This is a genomic window from Pontibacter liquoris (assembly GCF_022758235.1).
GTDB lineage: Bacteria > Bacteroidota > Bacteroidia > Cytophagales > Hymenobacteraceae > Pontibacter > Pontibacter liquoris.
In genome coordinates this window covers 1,131,302-1,149,829 of record NZ_JALEBG010000001.1, presented here as the reverse complement: position 1 = coordinate 1,149,829, position 18,528 = coordinate 1,131,302, and the positions used below count along the sequence as shown (strand labels likewise).

Genomic DNA, 18,528 nt, shown 5'->3' with positions numbered 1-18,528 from the left:
CGCTGCCGGGCTCGTCCCCGCGACACGGGGCCTGCAGGGTGGAACAAACTTAAATACCAACCCAACACGGGCTCCAACCAACCTGCAGGGAGACATCACGGCAAAAAAAAGGCTTGGGTTAGTTTAACCCAAGCCTTTCTACTTCACATCATCCTGCCAGGTGGCAAAGGGGAAATGCCTCTGCTCCCGGGCTTTCAGGCCAGGGGCTGCAGGGCAGGAACCCGAAGCTATCGCTGGGAGGGCTGATTCTCCTGCTGCTCCCCCTTTATCCGATCCTGTTCATCGGCCGCACGCGTGATCTCGTGCGTCACCTCGCTGGCCGCATCCTTGAACTCCCGGATACCACGGCCAAGGCCCCTGGCCAGTTCGGGAATGCGCTTTGCGCCAAACAGCAAAAGAAAAACGACCAGGATGATCATGATCTCCCCGCCCCCGAGATCCCCCAGGAAAAGAAGCACGTTTTCTAAAATCATGTTATTTAATGTTTATAAAGTAAAACAATCCTTGCACAAATCTGCTAGGTTACCGCGCCAGGGGCGCTGCCGCCAGGCAACTGTCCACGATGCCCTTCCACTTCCCGGCCAGCTGCAGCTCTGTGGTATGGTTCAGGTTTACTGCCATATTGTAGAACTCCAACGCTACCTCCGGGTGCTTTGGTCCGCGCAGAGAAAAAATGAGCGCTATCCGCTCGATGACCAAGTTCCCGTTCGTTTCGCGTGTTTCTTTGCTTATTCGGCAATCCTGCACGTCTAACAGGTCAACCAGGGTCTGCACTTCCCTGCCCTCCTGTTTCCGGGTATAGAGCAGCTGCTTTTGTTGCCCGTCGATACCGATGGCATAGCCGGGGTTCCAGAAGTCATACCCGGAAAGTGTCAGCGCATGCTGCATGGCCAGTGCGTCCAGCCCTTCCAGCAGCTTCTGGTTCCGTAAGCGGTTTTTCCGGCGGGCATAGGCGAAGGGCAAGGCCAGCAGGAGCATACTAATGAGTCCTATTGTTAATGATACTGAATCCATTTTTGATCTGGTTTAAACGTCTGTTGATGCGCCGCCACAGGCAGCCGGCTGCCCGGGCGGCAAAAATAAATTTGTGTGACAGCAGCATGGCTGCGGCCGCGTTTCCTTCCTTTGCAGGCAGGTCACCAGAAGTTATGGAACGGGTAGATCATGTCCCTGCCGCGTAGGCCGTGGCAGCTCCAGGCCGCATGCAGCAGGGTCCGGGCGACAAGGCAGAGGCTCCTGTGCTCCAGGGCTACCCATCCTGCCCCTAAGCCGGCGGCACCATGCCCCGGGTATGGCAGGACAGGCCGGTTGGCGCAGCTTACCGCAAGCTCAGGTACCCTGTCCAGAAAGCGGAAGGTAAGCTGCCTGCTACCTGCAATTTTTGCCTCCGGACCAGTATCAGGCACATACTCCCCCCTGCCCCCGGCTATAGGTACCCGGAGGGCACCTTCGCCCCCACTGCATGGCAGCAGCGCGAAGAGCAAAAGCAGGATAGTGTTAAAGCAGAATGCCATACGTGATCAGCCGGATGTTAAAACGCCTTTTCAGTTCAAGGATCAATTGATGTTCTTCTACGATGGCGCAGGTCCCGTACGCCGCCAGATGGGAGGCCGCGCGAGTGTCCACAGATCCTCCCGGGCCTGCTCTTGCGGATACTGTTTCGTTATTATGCCCATGAAGCGGCTACCCCCTTAGACGACTGATTGGGTTTTCCCAGGTATGCGGCTTCCAGGAACAAGGCGGACAGCGCCAAGGACGCCTCCCGGCTCCTGGGAGCCCCGCATGCCCTATACCAGCGTGGGCTACCTGTTTCCCTTGGCTGGATTAAACCGCAACATCGGAATCAGCAGCGCCCCGGCAGGGGCGTTAAACGGGTAAAAACAGGGGCACACACCGGGAAAGCCACTACAGGCAGAAACAGCACCACAGCGGCACCTCCATTAGTTGGGGATGTGCCTTATGCGGCTTCAACCGCGGGAGTGGGAATAAAATAGATGAGCGCCCCGTTTTAAGGGCCATTGGGGAAAATACAGCAGAAGTTGCGAGAAGCAAGCGGCAGCGCCAGGGACAGCACCGCTTGTTTTTCAACAGGCAATGGGAACAACAACAGCAGCCCGAACGCGACAGCCACAGCCAGGACCTGCTGCCATTCCGGTGCAAGGCCTTCCCGTGGATCGCTTACCTGCACCTTCCAAATGCTGTGCCCTTGCTCAGCAGCATGCGCCACCGCCACGGCACTTTTGGAAACAGGCGCAGTTGGGTGTCCGTCAACCGTTTTCACCTGAAAGCTAAAAAGCAGCAGCAGCGCCACCCCGACAAGGGCAGTCAGCCAGTACTGTTTCGCTATCGTTTTTTTGCCGGACATTGTGACAAATATAGCATACAAGCCACCTGTTACCAACCCTTTTCATCACATTCTTGCAGCCACGTCGCCTGTAGAGCCCGGTGGCGCGTCCCCTGATAACCAGGTAAGGCGCATGCTCCCCTGAATTGCTGTTAAAATGACAGGCCATGTTGTTGTGCAGCCCAAGCCCGGGGTAGAGCCAGGCTTCAAGCTGCAACCTGTTCTCGGAAGCTTTTTACCAGGAAATGCGGTGCCGGTTCCTATCAGGCTTTTCATCAAGGTGGTTACCCGTCTCCTGTCTTATTCTTTTTCTCAAGGTCTTCCTTCTCCTTTTTATCGGCTGTGTACACGAAAGCCGCATCATGAGCTAGGACCCGGTGTTTATATAAAACGCCAAGGTAACGGCGATATTTTCTCCATAGTAGATAGCAATCCAGTTTCCCTGATTCGGTACCAGTGGAAGTGATCAACCGCGAACGTGCCTGGGTATATGCGTGCGTAAAGCCGAATTCAGTCGTTGGTACATGGAAGAGAAGAAACGGCAGCAGGTGCCTTGTGCCAGACCGATCCAGGGCGTTGACGCTCAAAGGCTGGAAACTGGCTTTTGTCCCTTTCCTATTGCTTTCCACACATAACAGGACGTTCTACAGCCTATAGCCTGACTGAAGGGCTACAGGTTTCGCAGGGCCTTGCGCGCTTCGAGTTCGTCCATGACAATAGCTGCCAGCGCTTCGAGCATTTGTTCAGCTTCCCGGCTGAAGGTCCGGGGCTGTTTATCGGCGATAGCCACCACCCCGATCCTGATACCGTCCGGTGTCCTGATGGGGGCCCCGGCGTAGAATTGCAGGCCGAACGCCCCATGCACCAGGGGATTTGTTGCCAGGCGCTGTTCCAGTCTGGCATTTTCAAATACAGTCACCTCATCCCGCAGCACCGCAAGGGAACATAAGCCTATCTCCCGTCTGACCTCGCCGAGCCCCTCGATCCCTACACTTGCTTTGATGAGGATATTTTCTTCCGCCACAAAGTTGACGAATGCGATCGGCACCCGGAAAATATACGCTGCCATCCCCACCACATGCTTAAAAGTGCCTGACCTGGCATAGTCGTCCATGACGTTGTAGCCCAGCAGCTTTGCCAGCCGCTCTTCCTCCTTAGCGGGAACAGACGGTTTTTCGAACGGATTCTCCTTTTTCATGCGCTGCTACTTCTTCTTTTCAGGGTTGCCCTTGCCCGGGGTGGGGTACTGGGAAAAGATCACTTCAATGTCCTCGCTCTTGAGCGGCTTGTGGATAAGACCTGATACAAGGGCATAGGCTTTGGCTCTTTCACTGTCGGCCAGGTCAAGCGATGAAGTCAGGATATAAATCCGGCACCTGTCTAAAAGCCTGGGCATGAGTGGCCCGAGGGCCTCCAGTAACTGCCAGCCATCCATGACGGGCATATTCAGATCCAGCAGGATGATGTCGGGAACCTCATTGCCTGCTGCCTTCAACGCCCCCAAAGCTTCCATGGCTGAAGGGAAGGTTTCTATATGGAGCTGCGCCTCTTCCAGGAGCAGCGTGTGCTGCGTGAGGAACCTGCTCAGATCGTCATCGTCAATGAGGAATATGTTCATGCTGTTGATGCGGTAAATATATCAGAAATCGGGTGCCTACTCCCACTTCGCTGCTGACTTCCACGTGTCCCCCCATCGCTTCCAGATGGGTTTTGACCAGGTACAGGCCCATACCCCTGCCTTCCCTGTCCGAGTGGAACCGCTTGTAAAGCCGGAAGAGGTTCGTGCCAGCCGCTTCCGTATCAAACCCCGAGCCATTGTCTGCAAACGAGATCAGCACGCCTTTGGTGTTGTTGCAAAAGCACCTGATGCGCACGGAAAGGGCGCGCTCCGGTGACCTGTATTTGATGGCATTGGACAGCAGGTTGTAAAACACGCTGTACACGTAGGCCCTGTTTGCCAACACGCTACAACCTTCCGCGATGTCGGTGATGATCTCGCCTCCGCATTTCTCCAGCAGCTCCTGCAACGAAGACGCTACCTGTTGGATGACAAGGGGGACATCCACCTGATCCAGCTCCAGGGCTGCTTTGCTGTCCCGGATGGAGAGAATCTTATTCAGGTCTTTCATGACCGTATCCAGCCTGCTCACGCTTTCCTTTAAGTTGGCCAGCGCGCTGTCGTATACCGCGCTGCCTTTGTCCATACGGGCCAGCAGGTTAGCCAGTCCCAGGGCGCTGGCGACCGGTGCCCGGAGATTGTGGGAGACAATGTAGGTGAACTGCTCGAGGTCCTTGTTGTGCCGGTACAGGTCTTTTGCGGATTGGGTCAGTTCCAGTTCCGAGTTTTTGAGGGCGGAGATGTCGGTTTGGACCTCAATGAACCTTGTCAGCTGCCCTGCCTCGTTGAAAATGGCGGTGATGTCCACGTTGATCCATACGGCTTCCCCGTTCTTTTTCACGTTCAGGACTTCAAAAGTAATCGGCTCGCCATCCAGTAGCTTTCCTTCCAGCGCCGCATACGTCGTCGGGTCTGTGCGGTGGTCGTGCAGCAGCTCGGAGGGCATTTTGCCTGATGCCTCCTCCAGGCTATACCCTGTCAACCGGGTAAAGCCCTCGTTCACCCACGTGATCCGCCAGTCGCTGCCGGCAATGAGCACGCTGTTGTTGGTCTTGCTGGCTACCAGGGAAAGCATCTCAAGCTCCTGCTTAGCCTTGACACTTTCCGTGATATCGGTCTGCACACCAATGAACCGAAACAGGTTGCCCCCTTCATCAAAAGCAGGCGTAGCCTCTATCCTGAACCAACGTTTCTCACCGGACTTTTTGTAGACCAGCAATTCCCCTTCGATAGGCAGCCCCTGCTCTCCCGCTTCTATGATTTGCCGGACAGTTGCTTTGTCGGTTTCCTCTCCTGCCAGCAGGCTGTAGGGGGCTTTGCCCGCGACCTCGGGCAGGGTGTAGCCCGTCAGGATCGTGAAGGCCTCATTGACCCACTCGACCTGCCGGTCTCTGTCCATGATGATCACCGAATTCTTGCTCTTGCTGGCAACCAGGGCAAGCTTGCCCAGTTCCTGCTGTGCTTTTACTCTTTCGGTAATGTCACTTTGTATGGTGATGAACCTGGATAGCTGGCCCTTCTCATCGTGTATAGGGTTTACCTGCACAGACAGCCAGATATCCTCCCCGTTTTTTCTGCTGTTCAGGATTTCGAAAGACACGGGTTCCCCGCTATCCATCCGATCCCGCACCGATTCGAAAGCCCTTGTGTCCGTGTTGGGGTTGTGCAGCAATTCAGACGGTTTCTTCCCTAGCGCCTCCTCTAACCCGTATCCCGTCAGCCTGGTGAAGCCCTCGTTCACCCACTCGATCCTGCGTTCCCTGTCCGTGATAATCACGCCGTTCGTCGTCTTGCTGGCTACCAGCGAGAGCTTCTCAAGTTCCTTCCTTGCCTTTACCTTTTCGGTGACATCGTCGAAGTAAATGGACAGCCCCTCCTCCGAAGGGAAAGCCTTTACTTCCACCCACCTGTCCGTACCGGCGTAGTAGGCTTCAAAATGCACGGATTTTCCTGTTTGGGCGGCATGCTGGTAGTGCTGAAAGAATTCGCCCTGCATTTCGGCCGGAAATTCCTCCCAGGCATTTTTTCCAATATGGTATTGCCTGTTCAACGAGAACAACCGCTCCGCTTCGCTGTTGATGTAGGCAAAGTTCCAGTTTTTGTCGAGGGTGAGAAAGGCATCGGTGATGCTCTCAAAGATATTATGCAGTTTTTTTGCCTGCTGCCGGATCGTTTCATAGGAGTGAATGACAGGCGTCAGGTCCTTGGCAACCGTCTGGACGCACACGACTTGATTATTCACAAGGACAGGGTACTTCTGGGTATCATATATCCGGGTCTCGCCCTCCATAGCAAGCGTAAGCTCAAACCTGGTGGCGTTTCCCCGTAAGGCCTGCTCAAAATAAAGGGCATTGACAGCCGCCGCCTCGGAAGAGAGGAACGCAGATGCAGGAGCACCTGTTACCTGCTCTTCCCCAAGGTGAAATGTCTTTTGAAACACCTGGTTGACTTCCATGACAAGGCCCTCGGGGCTTTCCACGAATACAAGGTCTGGGCTATTGTCGAACAACGCCTGGTAGCGTTGCTCTCTTGCCTTTTGCTCGGTGATGTCACGCCCGACACAGTAAAGGGTTTCTTCGTCCTCAGACCATACCCCGGACCAACGCATGAGCACGGGCTGTCCGTTGCTGTGCAGGTAGCGGTTCTCAAAGTCGGTCTTCCTGCCGCGTGCACACACTTCCCGGAGAGCCTGGCTGGTGGCAACCCTATCTTCCGGGTGCAGGAACCTGGAATAATGAGCCCCGATCAGTTCGTTGCGCTCATACCCTAATACCGTTTGACAGGCATCACTCACGAAGAGGATGTACCCATTCCGGTCGAGGCTCCCCATGATGTCGAGGGAATGCCTCACCATCTTCTCGAAGTCAAAAGGGGGTTGGTTTGTTTTCATCTGTTTTCAGAGTATGTCGGGCTGTATGCTGATACTGTGTTAATTCATCAAAACGGGATTGTTTTCCCGTGAACAAGGGTATAAAGTTGTGAAAACAAGTTTAAAAAAAGTGTGACAAATGTATTTTTTAACAAAATACAAATTTATGGGCTCTGTGAAATTCTGATCTTTTGAAGCCAACCAGGGTCAAATGCCTGCAGCCGCCACCCCTGGTGTTTGCTAATTCAGGTAAAATGGGCATTAAGGGAAGTGTCTCTAGGCTCGTACCCTTCAAGCTGCATTAAGTTGAGTAACGCCAAGGAATCAGGGAGCGGCTAGGGCTTGCGAAAACATAGAAGTACGGCGTGTTGATCCGATGATCGCCCGTTGCCTAGTTCCTCCCCTGCTCGTTGCTAAAAGGTGCTGCAGGGAATCCTTCAGTAAAGCGGAAAGCCCATTCTCCTGGAGCGCAAAACGGGTTGCCCCGGGCGGGATCTGCCCAACAAGTGTGCTCCCGCTTGTGCTGGTTTAGGCTGACAGGAGGTGTACCACGGCTTCCCGGAGTGGGCTGCAGGCGGACATTATAAAAGGCGGGACAATTCTTTTACAGGGCAAGAATAAGTTGGTTGGTGAATCTCGCACGCTTGTAGCTAAAGCAGGTGGACAGGAGCATTTTGAAAGTGCTCATGCATATAAAGGTACTACCTCATGCCACTAGAATATATAATCAGCAGGTATTCATGTGCTTAGAAGGAAGTACAGCAGGGCTACTGCCGCAACCTTCCTATAGTCGCAAAACGATTACAAGTGTCCCTTCACCACTTAATAAATCTGTAAGTACAGCTTTAACTTTTGCTGTGCCTCCCCCTACCCCTAGGGCACAAGCCTCCGGTCGAAAGTAATAGTCGTACGGAAAGTGTTTTTTTTTCGGATTTGAACATCTGCCTTTTCGTTTGTTAATAATTCAAGAAAAGAGCTTATATTTAAGGGAATGAATATAGTCGTGTTCTTTTGATTGCCGCTCCCGCTATGAACCAAACGCCCGAACAGATTGCCCGCGACCACATTGATGAGCTATTAACAGCATCTGGTTGGGTAATTCAGGATAAGAAAACATTTAACCTGAGCGCCGCCTTGGGGGTAGCTATCCGAGAATGGCAGACGGATGTGGGTCCTGCCGATTATGTGTTGTTTGTGGACAAAAAGCCTGTGGGCATTATTGAGGCGAAACGTGAGGAAGATGGCGTAAAACTAACAATACATGAAGAGCAGTCTTCGGATTACGCCAAAGCTAAGCTCAAGCACATCAACAATGGTCCGCTGCCCTTTGTGTATGAGAGCACAGGCTTAGTGACCCGCTTCACCGATTACCGCGACCCCAAGCCCCGCTCCCGCTCCGTTTTCACTTTCCACAGACCAGAGACTTTTCAGAAATGGGTAAAAGAAGAGAAGACCTTACGGGCACGCTTTGCTGACATAACTGAGCTGGCAACTGATGGCCTTCGTGATTGTCAGGTAGAGGCGATTACAAATCTGGAGCAGTCTTTCCGGGAGAACCGGCCAAAGGCGCTTATCCAGATGGCAACGGGTTCAGGCAAGACCTTCACGGCCATCACCTTTATTTACCGTCTGCTCAAGTTTGCTAAAGCCAAACGTGTACTGTTTCTGGTCGATACCAAAAACTTAGGAGAACAGGCAGAACAGGAATTTCGAAAATTTCTACCGCAGGACGATAACCGGCTTTTCCCGGAGCTCTACGGACTCACCCGGCTCAGCAGCTCCTTTGTACCGGACGACAGTCAGGTATACATCAGCACCATCCAACGCCTTTACTCTATTCTAAAGGGTACACCGCTCGACGAGAAGGACGAAGAGGAGAACCCTAATGAAGGCAACAAGTGGCAGCCCAAAGAGCCACTGCCCGTGGTTTACAATGAGAAAATTCCGATGGAATTTTTCGACTTCGTGGTGATTGACGAATGCCACCGCAGCATTTACAACCTCTGGAAGCAGGTGCTCGATTATTTCGACGCTTTCCAGATCGGTCTGACGGCCACACCGGATAACCGCACCTTTGGTTACTTCAACCAAAACCTTGTCTGCGACTATGGCTACCAGAAAGCCGTGGAGGATGGCGTGCTGGTGCCTTACAATGTGTTTGAGATCGTGACCAAGGTAACGCAGCAGGGCGCGAAAATAGAATTGGGTGAGTATGTCAGCTCACGCGAATAAATTACCAGAAAAGAGTTCTGGAACCAGCTGGACGAAGAGGTAGAGTATAACAACAAGCAGCTCGACGACAAGGTGGTGAACGTGAACCAGATCCGGCTGATCACCAAAGCGGTGAAGGAAAACCTGCCGGCCATGTTCCCGGACCGCTACGACAAGGATGGCAATTTTGAGGTGCCTAAAATGCTGATCTTCGCCAAGAGCGACAGCCATGCTGACGACATCATCAACATTGTGCGCGAGGAATTTGCCGAGGAGAACAAGTTCTGCAAAAAGATCACCTACCGCACCGAAGACCCGAAAGGCACGCTTACACAGTTCCGCAACAGCTACTACCCGCGTGTGGCCGTGACCGTGGACATGATTGCGACCGGCACCGACATCAAACCGTTGGAGGTGTTGCTTTTTATGCGCGACGTGAAGAGCCGCAGCTATTACGAGCAGATGAAAGGCCGTGGCACGCGCACCCTGAGCCTGGAGGACCTGCGGGCGTCGGGTACGCCATCGGCTAAATTTACCAAAGACCATTTTGTGATCATCGATGCCATTGGCGTGGAGAAAAGCCGCAAGACCGATAGCCGACCGCTGGAGAAGAAGCCAGGGCTCTCGCTGAAGCAGGTGCTGGAAAGTATAGCCATGGGTAATACCGACGAGGCCATGCTGACCACACTGGCCAACCGCCTGATCAGGCTCGACAAGCAGATAAACGAAAAAGAGAAAATGGCTTTTGCCGAAAAAGCCAATGGCTATACCTTGAACCAGGTGGTGAAGCAGTTGCTGCACGCGCACGACCCGGATACGATAGCAGGTATAACACAGGAAGTAAAAGCCCAGAACCCGGGTGCTGCACCCGACACCATTGAAACTAAAATACAGGAGCAGCACCAGCAACTGGTGGAGCAAGCGGTAGCTGTTTTCAATGACTACGAGCTACGCGATTTTGTGGTAGATATCCGCCGGAAGTATGACCAGATCATCGACCACATCAATCCGGACGAACTGGTGAACATCGGCTGGGTGAAGGACAACAAGGCAGAGGCAGAAAATCTGGTAAGCGATTTCAGAAGCTGGATAGAAGCACATAAAACCGAAATCGTAGCTTTGCAGCTTTTTTACGGACAGCCTTACCAGCGGCGCGAGCTCACTTACAAAATGATGAAGGAACTGGTGGAGGTGCTGAAAGCCGACAAACCTGCCATGGCCCCGCTCAACATCTGGCGGGCTTACGAACATCTGGAGAAAGTAGAAGGCAAGCCTAAAAACGAAATGATGGCCTTAGTGGCGCTGATACGGTGGGTTAGCGGTCTGGACGAGAAGCTGACGGCTTACGATAAAACCGTGGACCGCAATTTTCAGGATTGGGTGTTCCGGAAGCAGGCAGGCGCTTTGAAGTTCAGCGAAGAGCAAATGCAGTGGCTCCGCATGATCAAGGATTATGTAGCCAACAGCTTCCGGATTGAGCGCGATGACTTTGACCTAAGTCCTTTTAACGCACACGGCGGTTTGGGTAAAATGTGGAATCTGTTTGAAGAGAAAACAGACGAAATTATGAATGAATTAAACGAGGAGTTAGCAGCGTAGCATGATTGATAAAAGTATACTTCCTGCACATTGGGAAGTGAAGAAGTTAGGAGATGCAGCAAAATTTATTGACTACAGAGGTAGAACACCGAAGAAAACAATTTCCGGCATTCCACTAATCACAGCTAAAAATGTAAAAATGGGCTATATCAACGAAGAGCCCCGCGAATTTATAGCTGAAGAAGCTTATGAAAGTTGGATGACAAGAGGTATACCAAATGAAGGAGATGTACTTTTTACCACTGAAGCGCCATTAGGGAATGTTGCAAGACTAAATACTTCAGCCCGAATTGCCTTGGCTCAAAGAATGATAACTTTTCAAGCCTATGATTTCTTGAATAGCTCCTTCTTGCACTACAACCTGATGAGTCCTCAATTCCAGAAGGCATTAAACTCAAAAGCAACTGGAACTACTGTAAAAGGTATAAAAGCAGCTAATCTTAAACAATTAGAAATTTTCATACCTCCCCTTTCCGAACAGCAGGAGATAGTTGCTAGAATAGAAGAATTGTTTAGCGAATTAGAAAAAGGCAAAGAGCAATTAGAAATTGCCCTGAAGCAACTCAAGGTATACCGCCAAGCTGTTTTGAAGTGGGCTTTTGAGGGGAGATTTACTAATTCTGTGGTTAAAGATGGTGAGTTGCCTGAGGGGTGGTCAAATTCATCTATAGGTGAAATTTTCGAGGTTTTTGTTGGCTCTACACCTAGTAGAAAGATAGATAGTTACTGGAATGGAAACATCAACTGGGTAAGTAGTGGCGAGGTCGCATTCTGCAACATCAACGAAACAAAACAAAAAATTACTGAAGAAGGATTAACTAAATCTTCATGTAAGCTCCACCCACCAGGCACAGTGATAATTGCTATGATTGGTGAAGGAAAAACGAGAGGTCAAGCAGCTATACTTAAAGTTGAGGCAACTCACAACCAAAACACAGCTGCTATTAGAGTAGATCAGGATAAATATCTATCTAAATTGCTTTACTACTTCTTAGTATGGAAGTATGAAGACAATAGACGAGTTGGCTCTGGAAACAATCAAAAAGCCCTAAATAAAGAGCGTGTAAAAAGCATCCCAATTCAACTTATACCACTTGTAGAACAACACCATCTTGTTCAAGAAATAGAAAGCCGCTTGAGTGTTTGCGATAAAGTAGAAGAGACGATAACAAAAGGTATACAGCAGGCAGAGACCTTGCGGCAGAGTATTTTAAAGAAGGCGTTTGAGGGGAAATTGTAAAAAATAATTCTTAATATATGTCTAATCCAAATAAGCATTCTGCAAGCTCAAGTTTACTAGGATATTTATATCAAGGTTATTTCGCACTCCTTCAACTATTGCAGGCTCCAGATAATTCTTATGTAAGCATTGAGACTCAAGATGATATTGAGTTAGCAGATCAAAATAATAAATCTCTATTACAATTAAAACATAGTCTTGGGTCCCCTCCACCATTAACTGTAAAAAATGATGGTCTTTGGAAAACAATAGACATTTGGTGCAAATACTCAAAAGATAGTGAAATTACAAGGCTGATGTATGTTACCTCAGCGACTGTTGGAGAGAATGATAAACTGAAATTAGTTGAGAATAGCCTTTGTCCGGTTGATTCTCTTGAGGAATTAGCAGATGCTTTGGAAACTGAAGCAAAGAGAGTACTAGAAGAAAGAGAGTTTGCTAGAAAGAATAATCGAAAGAAGTTACCTCATGAAGTGAAGTACAAAGGTTGTCAGGCATTTCTCACCTTAGAAAGTAACCAAAGGCACCTGCTTATTGGAAAAGTCATGGTCCTCTCACAAGCAGTAAACATTACTAATATTAAAAGTGAGGTTGAATTAAATCTACTGCTACTTCCACAAAAATATAGGAGTTTAGTATCAGAAAAAATTCTTGAATGGTGGGGATTACGTGTTGTTAGGTCACTATATGATAAATCAGAAGAAAGGATTTCCTGCACCGAAGTGAAAGATAAAATAGTTGAAATAGTTCAAGAATGCAAGGATGACTTTCTTTCTGATGATTATGGTGAAAAGGAACCAGATGATTTAAATATGTATTCTGGCAGTTTAATGGAAAAACAGATTACACTTGTTAGTGGCGGAAAAGCAAGGGTTGTTCGAGCCACTAAAGCTAGGTGGAAGGCAATGAAACAACGAAGTGCATGGCTATTGAACAACATTAGTTTAGCACCCAAGCTTGCAGCCTTTGACAGAAGCCTTATTCAAGAGTGGAAAGATGAATTTGATGTTATGAAGGAAGATTGCGAGGATCTTTCAAATGACAAAAAATGCGAAAAAGGTTTAGAACTCCTTGATTGGTCTCATAAGAAAGCCCCAACATCCATTCCACCGATAGTAGAAAGATGGAATAGTGCATACTTGGTCCGTGGAAGTTACCAAGAGTTGGCAGATAAGGGTGAGGTTGGTTGGCACCCTAGTTATGATTCTATTAGTTAGCAGCATGAAAAAGACTTTAGATGATATATTCGCAGCAACTAACCCTATATTTTGCGCTGTTGTTCTTCACTACTTTTTGAAGGGGCACCATGAAGCTAAAGAGAAGGGCATAGATTTTCCTCTTATGTTTTTACCTGTCCCCATTTTGTTATCTCAAGATATAATGTCAACGATGGTTCAAACGAATAAGAAAACAACTTTTCTAAATTGGATTGTTGCAAATCCGATAATCCGAATAGGTATTGGTGATAGAATTACCAACACTACAGCGATTACAAAGTCTGCTATTCGTTTCGGATTAAACAATCAATTAATTACAATTACTGAGGATGGTAAATTTCTCCCAAATGGAGAAATAAGTGATTCTAAAGCTAAGCAACTAGGTATTCAAAATTACACAACCATAGCACAGAGATTTGGAAGTTGGATTGGAAATTTAGATTCTCCAGAAGCTGTATTTTTTGCACTTGGTATAACTTTTTAATCAGGGATTTTATGAACCGGTGGAACATTAGAAAAATAATCTTATTCAGTAAAACAGGAGATTTAAAGAAAGAGCTTGAATTTGATTTAAATGCTGTAAATATTATTACTGGTAGATCACATTCAGGAAAATCTTCAATAGTAGATATTATTGATTATTGTGCTGGAAGTTCAAAATGCAGCATTCCAGCTATGGTCAGGGACAATACTTCCTGGGTTGGAATTCTTTGGCAAAAAGAGAACATGCAAGTTCTTGTATGCAGAAGGATGCCCAAAAATAATGCAAAGCAGTCTGGTGACATTTATTATTTATCAGGTTCTGATGTTAGAATTCCTGAGTCGGCATCTGAATTCACTCCAAACATGAATGTCGATTCCAGTATTTTAAAGTTTGAGGCACAACTTGGAATTGAAGATATAAAAAACGATGAAATAAACACTAAGAAAATTGACTCAAAAAGGGTTTCTTTTAGGCACTGTATGCCCTTTTTATTACAAGATGATCATAGCATTATTAGTAAAGTCAACCTTTTTAGAGGAATGGATGATGCTAGAAAACGTGTTGGGATTACTGATGCATTGCCATATTTCTTAGGAGTAATAAATCAAGAAATTGTTCGGAAAAAATCTGAATTAAAAGCTAAAAGGCAAGAATTAAAATATGTAGAATTAGCACTTGAAAAACGTAATAAGGTCCTGAAGGAAGACTTCGCTTTAGCTAAATCACTAATAGATGAAGCAAGACAAGTTGGATTGGCAACTGATGATGGTTTAGGTGATATAGATAAGATTGTACGTACATTATCAGAAATCAGATCATCTGGCTTTAATGTTACTGTTGAAATACCAGATAGTGAACTTATCTTTGAATATCTTGAAAAAGAAAAAAATTTAAATAATGAAATTGAAGCTCTTAACCACCAGATTAGAGAGCTTACCAAGTATAAGGATTTAGCTTACTCATATTCTGAAGGACAAGGTGAGTTAAGAAGACGATTGGAAGTTGTAAAAATTATTGAACAGCCTCAGAATGGGCATGTATGCCCTTTATGTGATTCAGTTATTGCTGATGATTTTGAAATAGTTGAAGATGTTAAACATTCCCTATCCCAAATTTCTAATGAGCTTTCTAATCTGGAAAGTGAAGTTCCAAAAATTGACACTTATATAAATGAAAAGAATAGGAAGATCCAAGAGTTGCGTGAGGAAAAGCGTAATCTTAAAATTCTTATTAGAGGCTTAACCTCTGAGGTTGGCACAGATGGTACACGCCTTCTTTCAGAACAGCAAAAGCAAGCCACTGTTATTGGAAGAATTAGCTTCTACTTGGACTTTATGGTTGGTGAACATAATAGTAGAGTAGATAAGATTGCTTTAATACTTCTATCGAAGGAAATTGATGAATTAGAATCAGAGTTAGGACATGATTCACTTACTGAAGAGTTATTTAAAGTAAGGAAACACATATCTAGAATTGCTAGTGATATTCTTTCGGAGCTTCCTTTTGATGAACGATACAGAGGAAATGATCTAGATTTCAATCCCAATGATCTTTCAGTAAGTGTGGAAACTGCGGAAAGGAATGTTCCTATGAGAGAAATTGGGTCTGATGAAAATTATTTAAGCCTTCATGTAGCAGTTCTTTCTGCTCTACATAGATATTTTTCTGAGCATAATGCACCAGTGCCAAGTGTATTAGTCTTTGATCAGTTAAGTAGGCCTTACTATAACAGTGACGAGGATAGTGAAGAACTTGAGATTGGTGAAGAGAATGATAATGACCGGCTAAGGAAGTATTTTGAATTTATATTTAAAGAAGTTAAAGTAAATCTCGGCCTGCAAGTGATTATACTTGAGCATGCATTCTTTAAGGACTTTCCTAGTTATGTAGATGCAACGAAATACAGATGGAGTAGATTAGATGAAGGTTTAATACCTGCGGAATGGATAAATTGAATTAAGTACTATGCTTTTAAGTATATTCTTAAGTCCACTATTTATTGGTTAACACTAATAGCAACTTGAATATTTTCGAATTAAAGAATCACAATATAAAACTCTAAGTAAATTATGACTTCCGCCATCGTTTCTAAAGTATGGTCTTTCTGTAACACCCTCCGCGACGACGGTGTGGGCTACGGCGACTATTTAGAACAGCTTACCTACCTGCTATTCCTGAAGATGGCAGACGAGTATACCAAGCCACCTCACAACCGCCAGTTGCCTATACCTGTCGAATACAACTGGGAAAGCCTGGTTGATCTGAAAGGTGCTGAACTGGAGGCGCACTACACCATCATGCTGCGCGAACTCGGCAAAGAGAAAGGTATACTGGGCCAGATCTTCACCAAGAGCCAGAACAAAATTCAGGACCCGGCCAAGCTCTCCAAGATTATCGCCATGATCAACAACGAGCAGTGGCTGATGATGGGCGTGAAAGACAAAGGCGATATTTACGAAGGCTTGCTGGAGAAGAACGCCGAAGACACCAAGAGCGGTGCCGGCCAGTACTTCACCCCGCGCGCCCTGATCAAAGCCATGGTGGAGTGCGTGAACCCGCAGCCGATGAAGACCATTGCTGATCCGGCTTGCGGTACAGGTGGTTTCTTCCTGGCAGCTTACGATTACCTGGTGGAGCACCATCAGCTGGATCGGGAGCAACGGCAGTTCCTGAAGTATAACACGTTCTTCGGTAACGAGATCGTGGCTAGCACCCGCCGCCTGGCGCTGATGAACCTGTTCCTGCACAACATCGGCGACATTGACAGCGACAACTTCATCTCCCCTGCCGATGCGCTGATTGCAGACGCTGGTGTGCGTTACGACTATGTGCTGGCCAACCCGCCTTTTGGCAAGAAGAGCAGCCAGACCTTTACCAATGCTGATGGCGAACAGGAGAAAGAAGACCTGACCTACAACCGTCAGGATTTCTGGGCTACCACCAGCAACAAACAGCTTAACTTCCTGCAGCACATTCGCAGCATACTCAAAACCACAGGTATAGCCGCGGTGGTATTGCCAGACAACGTGCTGTTTGAAGGTGGAGCCGGTGAATCGGTTCGCAAGAAGCTACTCGAAACAACCGATATCCACACGATCCTGCGCCTGCCGACAGGTATATTCTATGCACAGGGCGTAAAAGCCAACGTAGTGTTCTTCGATAACAAGCCCAGCAGCAAAGTCCCGTGGACGAAGGAAATCTGGGTATACGACTACCGCACCAACGTGCACCATACCTTAAAGAAGAACCCGCTAAAGCTGGAAGACCTGCACGATTTCATTACACTCTATAACCCTGAGAACCGCCACAAGCGCAAAGAGACCTACCACCCTGAAATTAACCCAGAAGGTCGCTGGCGCAAGTTCAGCTACGAGGAAATAATTTCCCGCGACAAAACCAGCTTGGATATCACCTGGCTAAAAGATAAATCACTAGCAGACCTTGATAACCTACCTGATCCGGATGTACTGGCTGAAGATATTATAGAGAACTTGGAAGCGGGGCTGGAGAGTTTCAGAACAATATTGGCGGCTTTGGAGAAGTAGCGTTCAGTTATTCTATATCCTCAATGCCACCGATGATTTTACCTGTTATTTAGGAAAGGTGCCAACATAATAAAGGTGCCTTCCTGAATAACACTTCCAAGTTCACCTACGGTAACATCCTATAAGTCTAAGAAGGTCCCCATACCTCAGAGGAAGGAGTTACTTTGCGTTTCGAGCGATAATACTGTACAAATCTCTTTACGGATTAACCGGCTACTGATTTTTAAGCATACGCTCCAACATCTCAATTTTCTCCCGCTCGCTTTTCAGTAAAGCTTCATATAGCTCAACTATTTTTTCAACAGCATTAAAGTTAAATGTATGTTGGTTACAATTTCCTACTCCAGCGCCAGCTGATGCATTATCATGCATATTCTGAATATGAAATACTGCCCCTTCTTCAGTAAAATTCCTAATTGCTTCAGAGGTCACTCCTAACACTTTCGCAATCTTCTCCAATGTTGCATCATCCACTTCCTCCTCCTGCTCAATGCGGGAGATATTCTGCTGCGTGGTACCTAGTTCATTGGCTAAGGTAGCCTGCTTCACGCCTAAGGCAGTACGCATTCTGCGGACATGGTCGCCCAAGTGAATCGGTCGTTTTCTGGCTGCTGTTTCCATAGAAATAATATACGAAAATTGTTCAATTAATCCAAATGCTACTTATTGTATTTCACAATATACCTATTGTTTTATACAAGCTTACCACATTTCATACAAGTCAATAATATATGTTTTTTGTACTACAATGGAACATACTCCAACTCGTATGCTGCTGCCAATATACATAAAGAACAGCTAATATTCAGGTGATGCACGCGTAAAAGCCTTTTCTGTAGGAATCAGGATTAAAACAGAAGGTTTAGAAAGGACAGCACGTGCAATAGGCTGTCACAAATACAATAAAGAAAACACTGCTAAATCCACTACTGATGAGAACAAACGATACCTTACCTTTCCCTCCAACCCCCCTTACTCCCGAACAGGCCCTGCACAACTTCCGGCAGGCTTTTACCCTGGAAGAAGCCCGGGACCAGCTCTGGCGCTGCCTGCAGCCCCGCCTTCTGGCCAGTATCCGGGCGGAGGCCCCGGAAGCGGCAGACCGCACGGCCACCTTCTGCGCCCACCTGGAGCAGCTGGTCGCCGCCATATACCAACTGCCTGCCCCGGCACCGGCTTCAACCCCGCTCGCCACAGCGTTAGCCTCCTTAGGGGAAACTGTGTCCCATAACTGGGTGCTGCTCATCTCCCCGCCCGAGTAAGGGTTCCCCTCCTCCCTTTCAGCCGCCAAAACACAAGGCACACCCTTCCGGCGGCCCCGTTTTCACCCTTTCTCCCCTGTCGTCGCTCTTTGAAGAAAAGTAGCGGCCAGGAACTCTATTGTCTTACCCTAATACCTTA

Annotated in this window: 16 protein-coding genes; 8 read left to right on the top strand and 8 right to left on the bottom strand. The window is 47.8% G+C overall.

All coding sequences use genetic code 11. From position 1 onward, the window contains the following. Window positions 1–227 precede the first annotated feature (227 nt). The 7 genes from LWL52_RS04665 to LWL52_RS04635 all read right to left on the bottom strand — a co-directional run bounded on the left by LWL52_RS04665 (window position 228) and on the right by LWL52_RS04635 (window position 6,852). Entirely contained in the window at window positions 228–473 is a 246-nt protein-coding gene (locus LWL52_RS04665; RefSeq protein ID WP_242917383.1) for a Sec-independent protein translocase subunit TatA/TatB, read from the bottom strand. Between the two features lie 49 nt (window positions 474–522). Continuing rightward, window positions 523–1,014 carry a hypothetical protein gene (locus LWL52_RS04660; protein ID WP_242917381.1) on the bottom strand — a complete coding sequence of 164 codons (492 nt, stop codon included), beginning with the start codon at window positions 1,012–1,014 and terminating at the stop codon, window positions 523–525. Window positions 1,015–1,136: 122 nt separating this feature from the next. Further along, window positions 1,137–1,514, bottom strand: a complete 378-nt coding sequence (locus LWL52_RS04655; protein WP_242917379.1) for a hypothetical protein — start codon at window positions 1,512–1,514, stop codon at window positions 1,137–1,139. Between the two features lie 494 nt (window positions 1,515–2,008). Continuing rightward, a complete protein-coding gene (locus LWL52_RS04650; protein WP_242917377.1) occupies window positions 2,009–2,365 on the bottom strand; it encodes a hypothetical protein in 357 nt (118 codons plus the stop codon). A 649-nt stretch (window positions 2,366–3,014) separates the two neighbouring features. Next, window positions 3,015–3,542 (bottom strand): GAF domain-containing protein, encoded by a 528-nt coding sequence (locus LWL52_RS04645; protein WP_242917376.1) that lies wholly within the window; start codon window positions 3,540–3,542, stop codon window positions 3,015–3,017. A 6-nt stretch (window positions 3,543–3,548) separates the two neighbouring features. Next, window positions 3,549–3,962, bottom strand: coding sequence for a response regulator (locus LWL52_RS04640; protein WP_242917375.1), 414 nt, complete (start codon window positions 3,960–3,962; stop codon window positions 3,549–3,551). Continuing rightward, entirely contained in the window at window positions 3,943–6,852 is a 2,910-nt protein-coding gene (locus tag LWL52_RS04635) for a PAS domain S-box protein (RefSeq protein ID WP_242917374.1), read from the bottom strand. Before LWL52_RS04635 ends, LWL52_RS04640 begins: the two co-directional genes overlap by 20 nt. Window positions 6,853–7,860: 1,008 nt before the next feature. Between LWL52_RS04635 and LWL52_RS04630 the strand changes: the two genes are divergently transcribed. The 7 genes from LWL52_RS04630 to LWL52_RS04600 all read left to right on the top strand — a co-directional run bounded on the left by LWL52_RS04630 (window position 7,861) and on the right by LWL52_RS04600 (window position 17,127). Further along, a complete protein-coding gene (locus tag LWL52_RS04630; protein WP_242917373.1) occupies window positions 7,861–9,063 on the top strand; it encodes a DEAD/DEAH box helicase family protein in 1,203 nt (400 codons plus the stop codon). 72 nt (window positions 9,064–9,135) lie between these two features. Next, complete coding sequence (locus LWL52_RS20630; protein WP_242917372.1) at window positions 9,136–10,641, top strand: type I restriction-modification enzyme R subunit C-terminal domain-containing protein; 1,506 nt, start codon at window positions 9,136–9,138, stop codon at window positions 10,639–10,641. A 1-nt stretch (window position 10,642) separates the two neighbouring features. After that, window positions 10,643–11,881 carry a restriction endonuclease subunit S gene (locus LWL52_RS04620; RefSeq protein WP_242917371.1) on the top strand — a complete coding sequence of 413 codons (1,239 nt, stop codon included), beginning with the start codon at window positions 10,643–10,645 and terminating at the stop codon, window positions 11,879–11,881. Between the two features lie 17 nt (window positions 11,882–11,898). Then, window positions 11,899–13,098: an ABC-three component system protein gene (locus LWL52_RS04615; RefSeq protein WP_242917369.1), complete on the top strand. Its 1,200-nt coding sequence runs from the start codon at window positions 11,899–11,901 to the stop codon at window positions 13,096–13,098. A 4-nt stretch (window positions 13,099–13,102) separates the two neighbouring features. Continuing rightward, window positions 13,103–13,582 carry a three component ABC system middle component gene (locus tag LWL52_RS04610; RefSeq protein WP_242917367.1) on the top strand — a complete coding sequence of 160 codons (480 nt, stop codon included), beginning with the start codon at window positions 13,103–13,105 and terminating at the stop codon, window positions 13,580–13,582. An 11-nt stretch (window positions 13,583–13,593) separates the two neighbouring features. Continuing rightward, the gene (locus LWL52_RS04605; RefSeq protein WP_242917365.1) at window positions 13,594–15,537 is read left to right on the top strand and encodes a DUF3732 domain-containing protein; all 1,944 of its coding nucleotides are present in this window, start codon (window positions 13,594–13,596) and stop codon (window positions 15,535–15,537) included. Window positions 15,538–15,651: 114 nt separating this feature from the next. Then, window positions 15,652–17,127 (top strand): class I SAM-dependent DNA methyltransferase, encoded by a 1,476-nt coding sequence (locus LWL52_RS04600; protein WP_242917363.1) that lies wholly within the window; start codon window positions 15,652–15,654, stop codon window positions 17,125–17,127. A gap of 213 nt (window positions 17,128–17,340) precedes the next feature. Here the strand turns inward: LWL52_RS04600 and LWL52_RS04595 are convergent, their stop codons facing one another. Beyond that, window positions 17,341–17,748: a helix-turn-helix domain-containing protein gene (locus tag LWL52_RS04595; RefSeq protein ID WP_242917362.1), complete on the bottom strand. Its 408-nt coding sequence runs from the start codon at window positions 17,746–17,748 to the stop codon at window positions 17,341–17,343. Window positions 17,749–18,059: 311 nt separating this feature from the next. Here LWL52_RS04595 and LWL52_RS04590 point away from each other — a divergent pair, with 311 nt between their 5' ends. Further along, complete coding sequence (locus LWL52_RS04590) at window positions 18,060–18,389, top strand: hypothetical protein (protein ID WP_242917361.1); 330 nt, start codon at window positions 18,060–18,062, stop codon at window positions 18,387–18,389. The last annotated feature ends 139 nt before the right edge of the window (window positions 18,390–18,528 follow it).

Excerpts from the sequence above, each read along its gene's own strand:
- LWL52_RS04665 (WP_242917383.1), bottom strand. The coding sequence starts at position 473 with ATGATTTTAGAAAACGTGCTTCTTTTCCTGGGGGATCTCGGGGGCGGG.
- LWL52_RS04660 (WP_242917381.1), bottom strand. The coding sequence starts at position 1,014 with ATGGATTCAGTATCATTAACAATAGGACTCATTAGTATGCTCCTGCTG.
- LWL52_RS04655 (WP_242917379.1), bottom strand. The coding sequence starts at position 1,514 with ATGGCATTCTGCTTTAACACTATCCTGCTTTTGCTCTTCGCGCTGCTG.
- LWL52_RS04650 (WP_242917377.1), bottom strand. The coding sequence starts at position 2,365 with ATGTCCGGCAAAAAAACGATAGCGAAACAGTACTGGCTGACTGCCCTT.
- LWL52_RS04645 (WP_242917376.1), bottom strand. The coding sequence starts at position 3,542 with ATGAAAAAGGAGAATCCGTTCGAAAAACCGTCTGTTCCCGCTAAGGAG.
- LWL52_RS04640 (WP_242917375.1), bottom strand. The coding sequence starts at position 3,962 with ATGAACATATTCCTCATTGACGATGACGATCTGAGCAGGTTCCTCACG.
- LWL52_RS04635 (WP_242917374.1), bottom strand. The coding sequence starts at position 6,852 with ATGAAAACAAACCAACCCCCTTTTGACTTCGAGAAGATGGTGAGGCAT.
- LWL52_RS04630 (WP_242917373.1), top strand. The coding sequence starts at position 7,861 with ATGAACCAAACGCCCGAACAGATTGCCCGCGACCACATTGATGAGCTA.
- LWL52_RS04620 (WP_242917371.1), top strand. The coding sequence starts at position 10,643 with ATGATTGATAAAAGTATACTTCCTGCACATTGGGAAGTGAAGAAGTTA.
- LWL52_RS04615 (WP_242917369.1), top strand. The coding sequence starts at position 11,899 with ATGTCTAATCCAAATAAGCATTCTGCAAGCTCAAGTTTACTAGGATAT.
- LWL52_RS04610 (WP_242917367.1), top strand. The coding sequence starts at position 13,103 with ATGAAAAAGACTTTAGATGATATATTCGCAGCAACTAACCCTATATTT.
- LWL52_RS04605 (WP_242917365.1), top strand. The coding sequence starts at position 13,594 with ATGAACCGGTGGAACATTAGAAAAATAATCTTATTCAGTAAAACAGGA.
- LWL52_RS04600 (WP_242917363.1), top strand. The coding sequence starts at position 15,652 with ATGACTTCCGCCATCGTTTCTAAAGTATGGTCTTTCTGTAACACCCTC.
- LWL52_RS04595 (WP_242917362.1), bottom strand. The coding sequence starts at position 17,748 with ATGGAAACAGCAGCCAGAAAACGACCGATTCACTTGGGCGACCATGTC.
- LWL52_RS04590 (WP_242917361.1), top strand. The coding sequence starts at position 18,060 with ATGAGAACAAACGATACCTTACCTTTCCCTCCAACCCCCCTTACTCCC.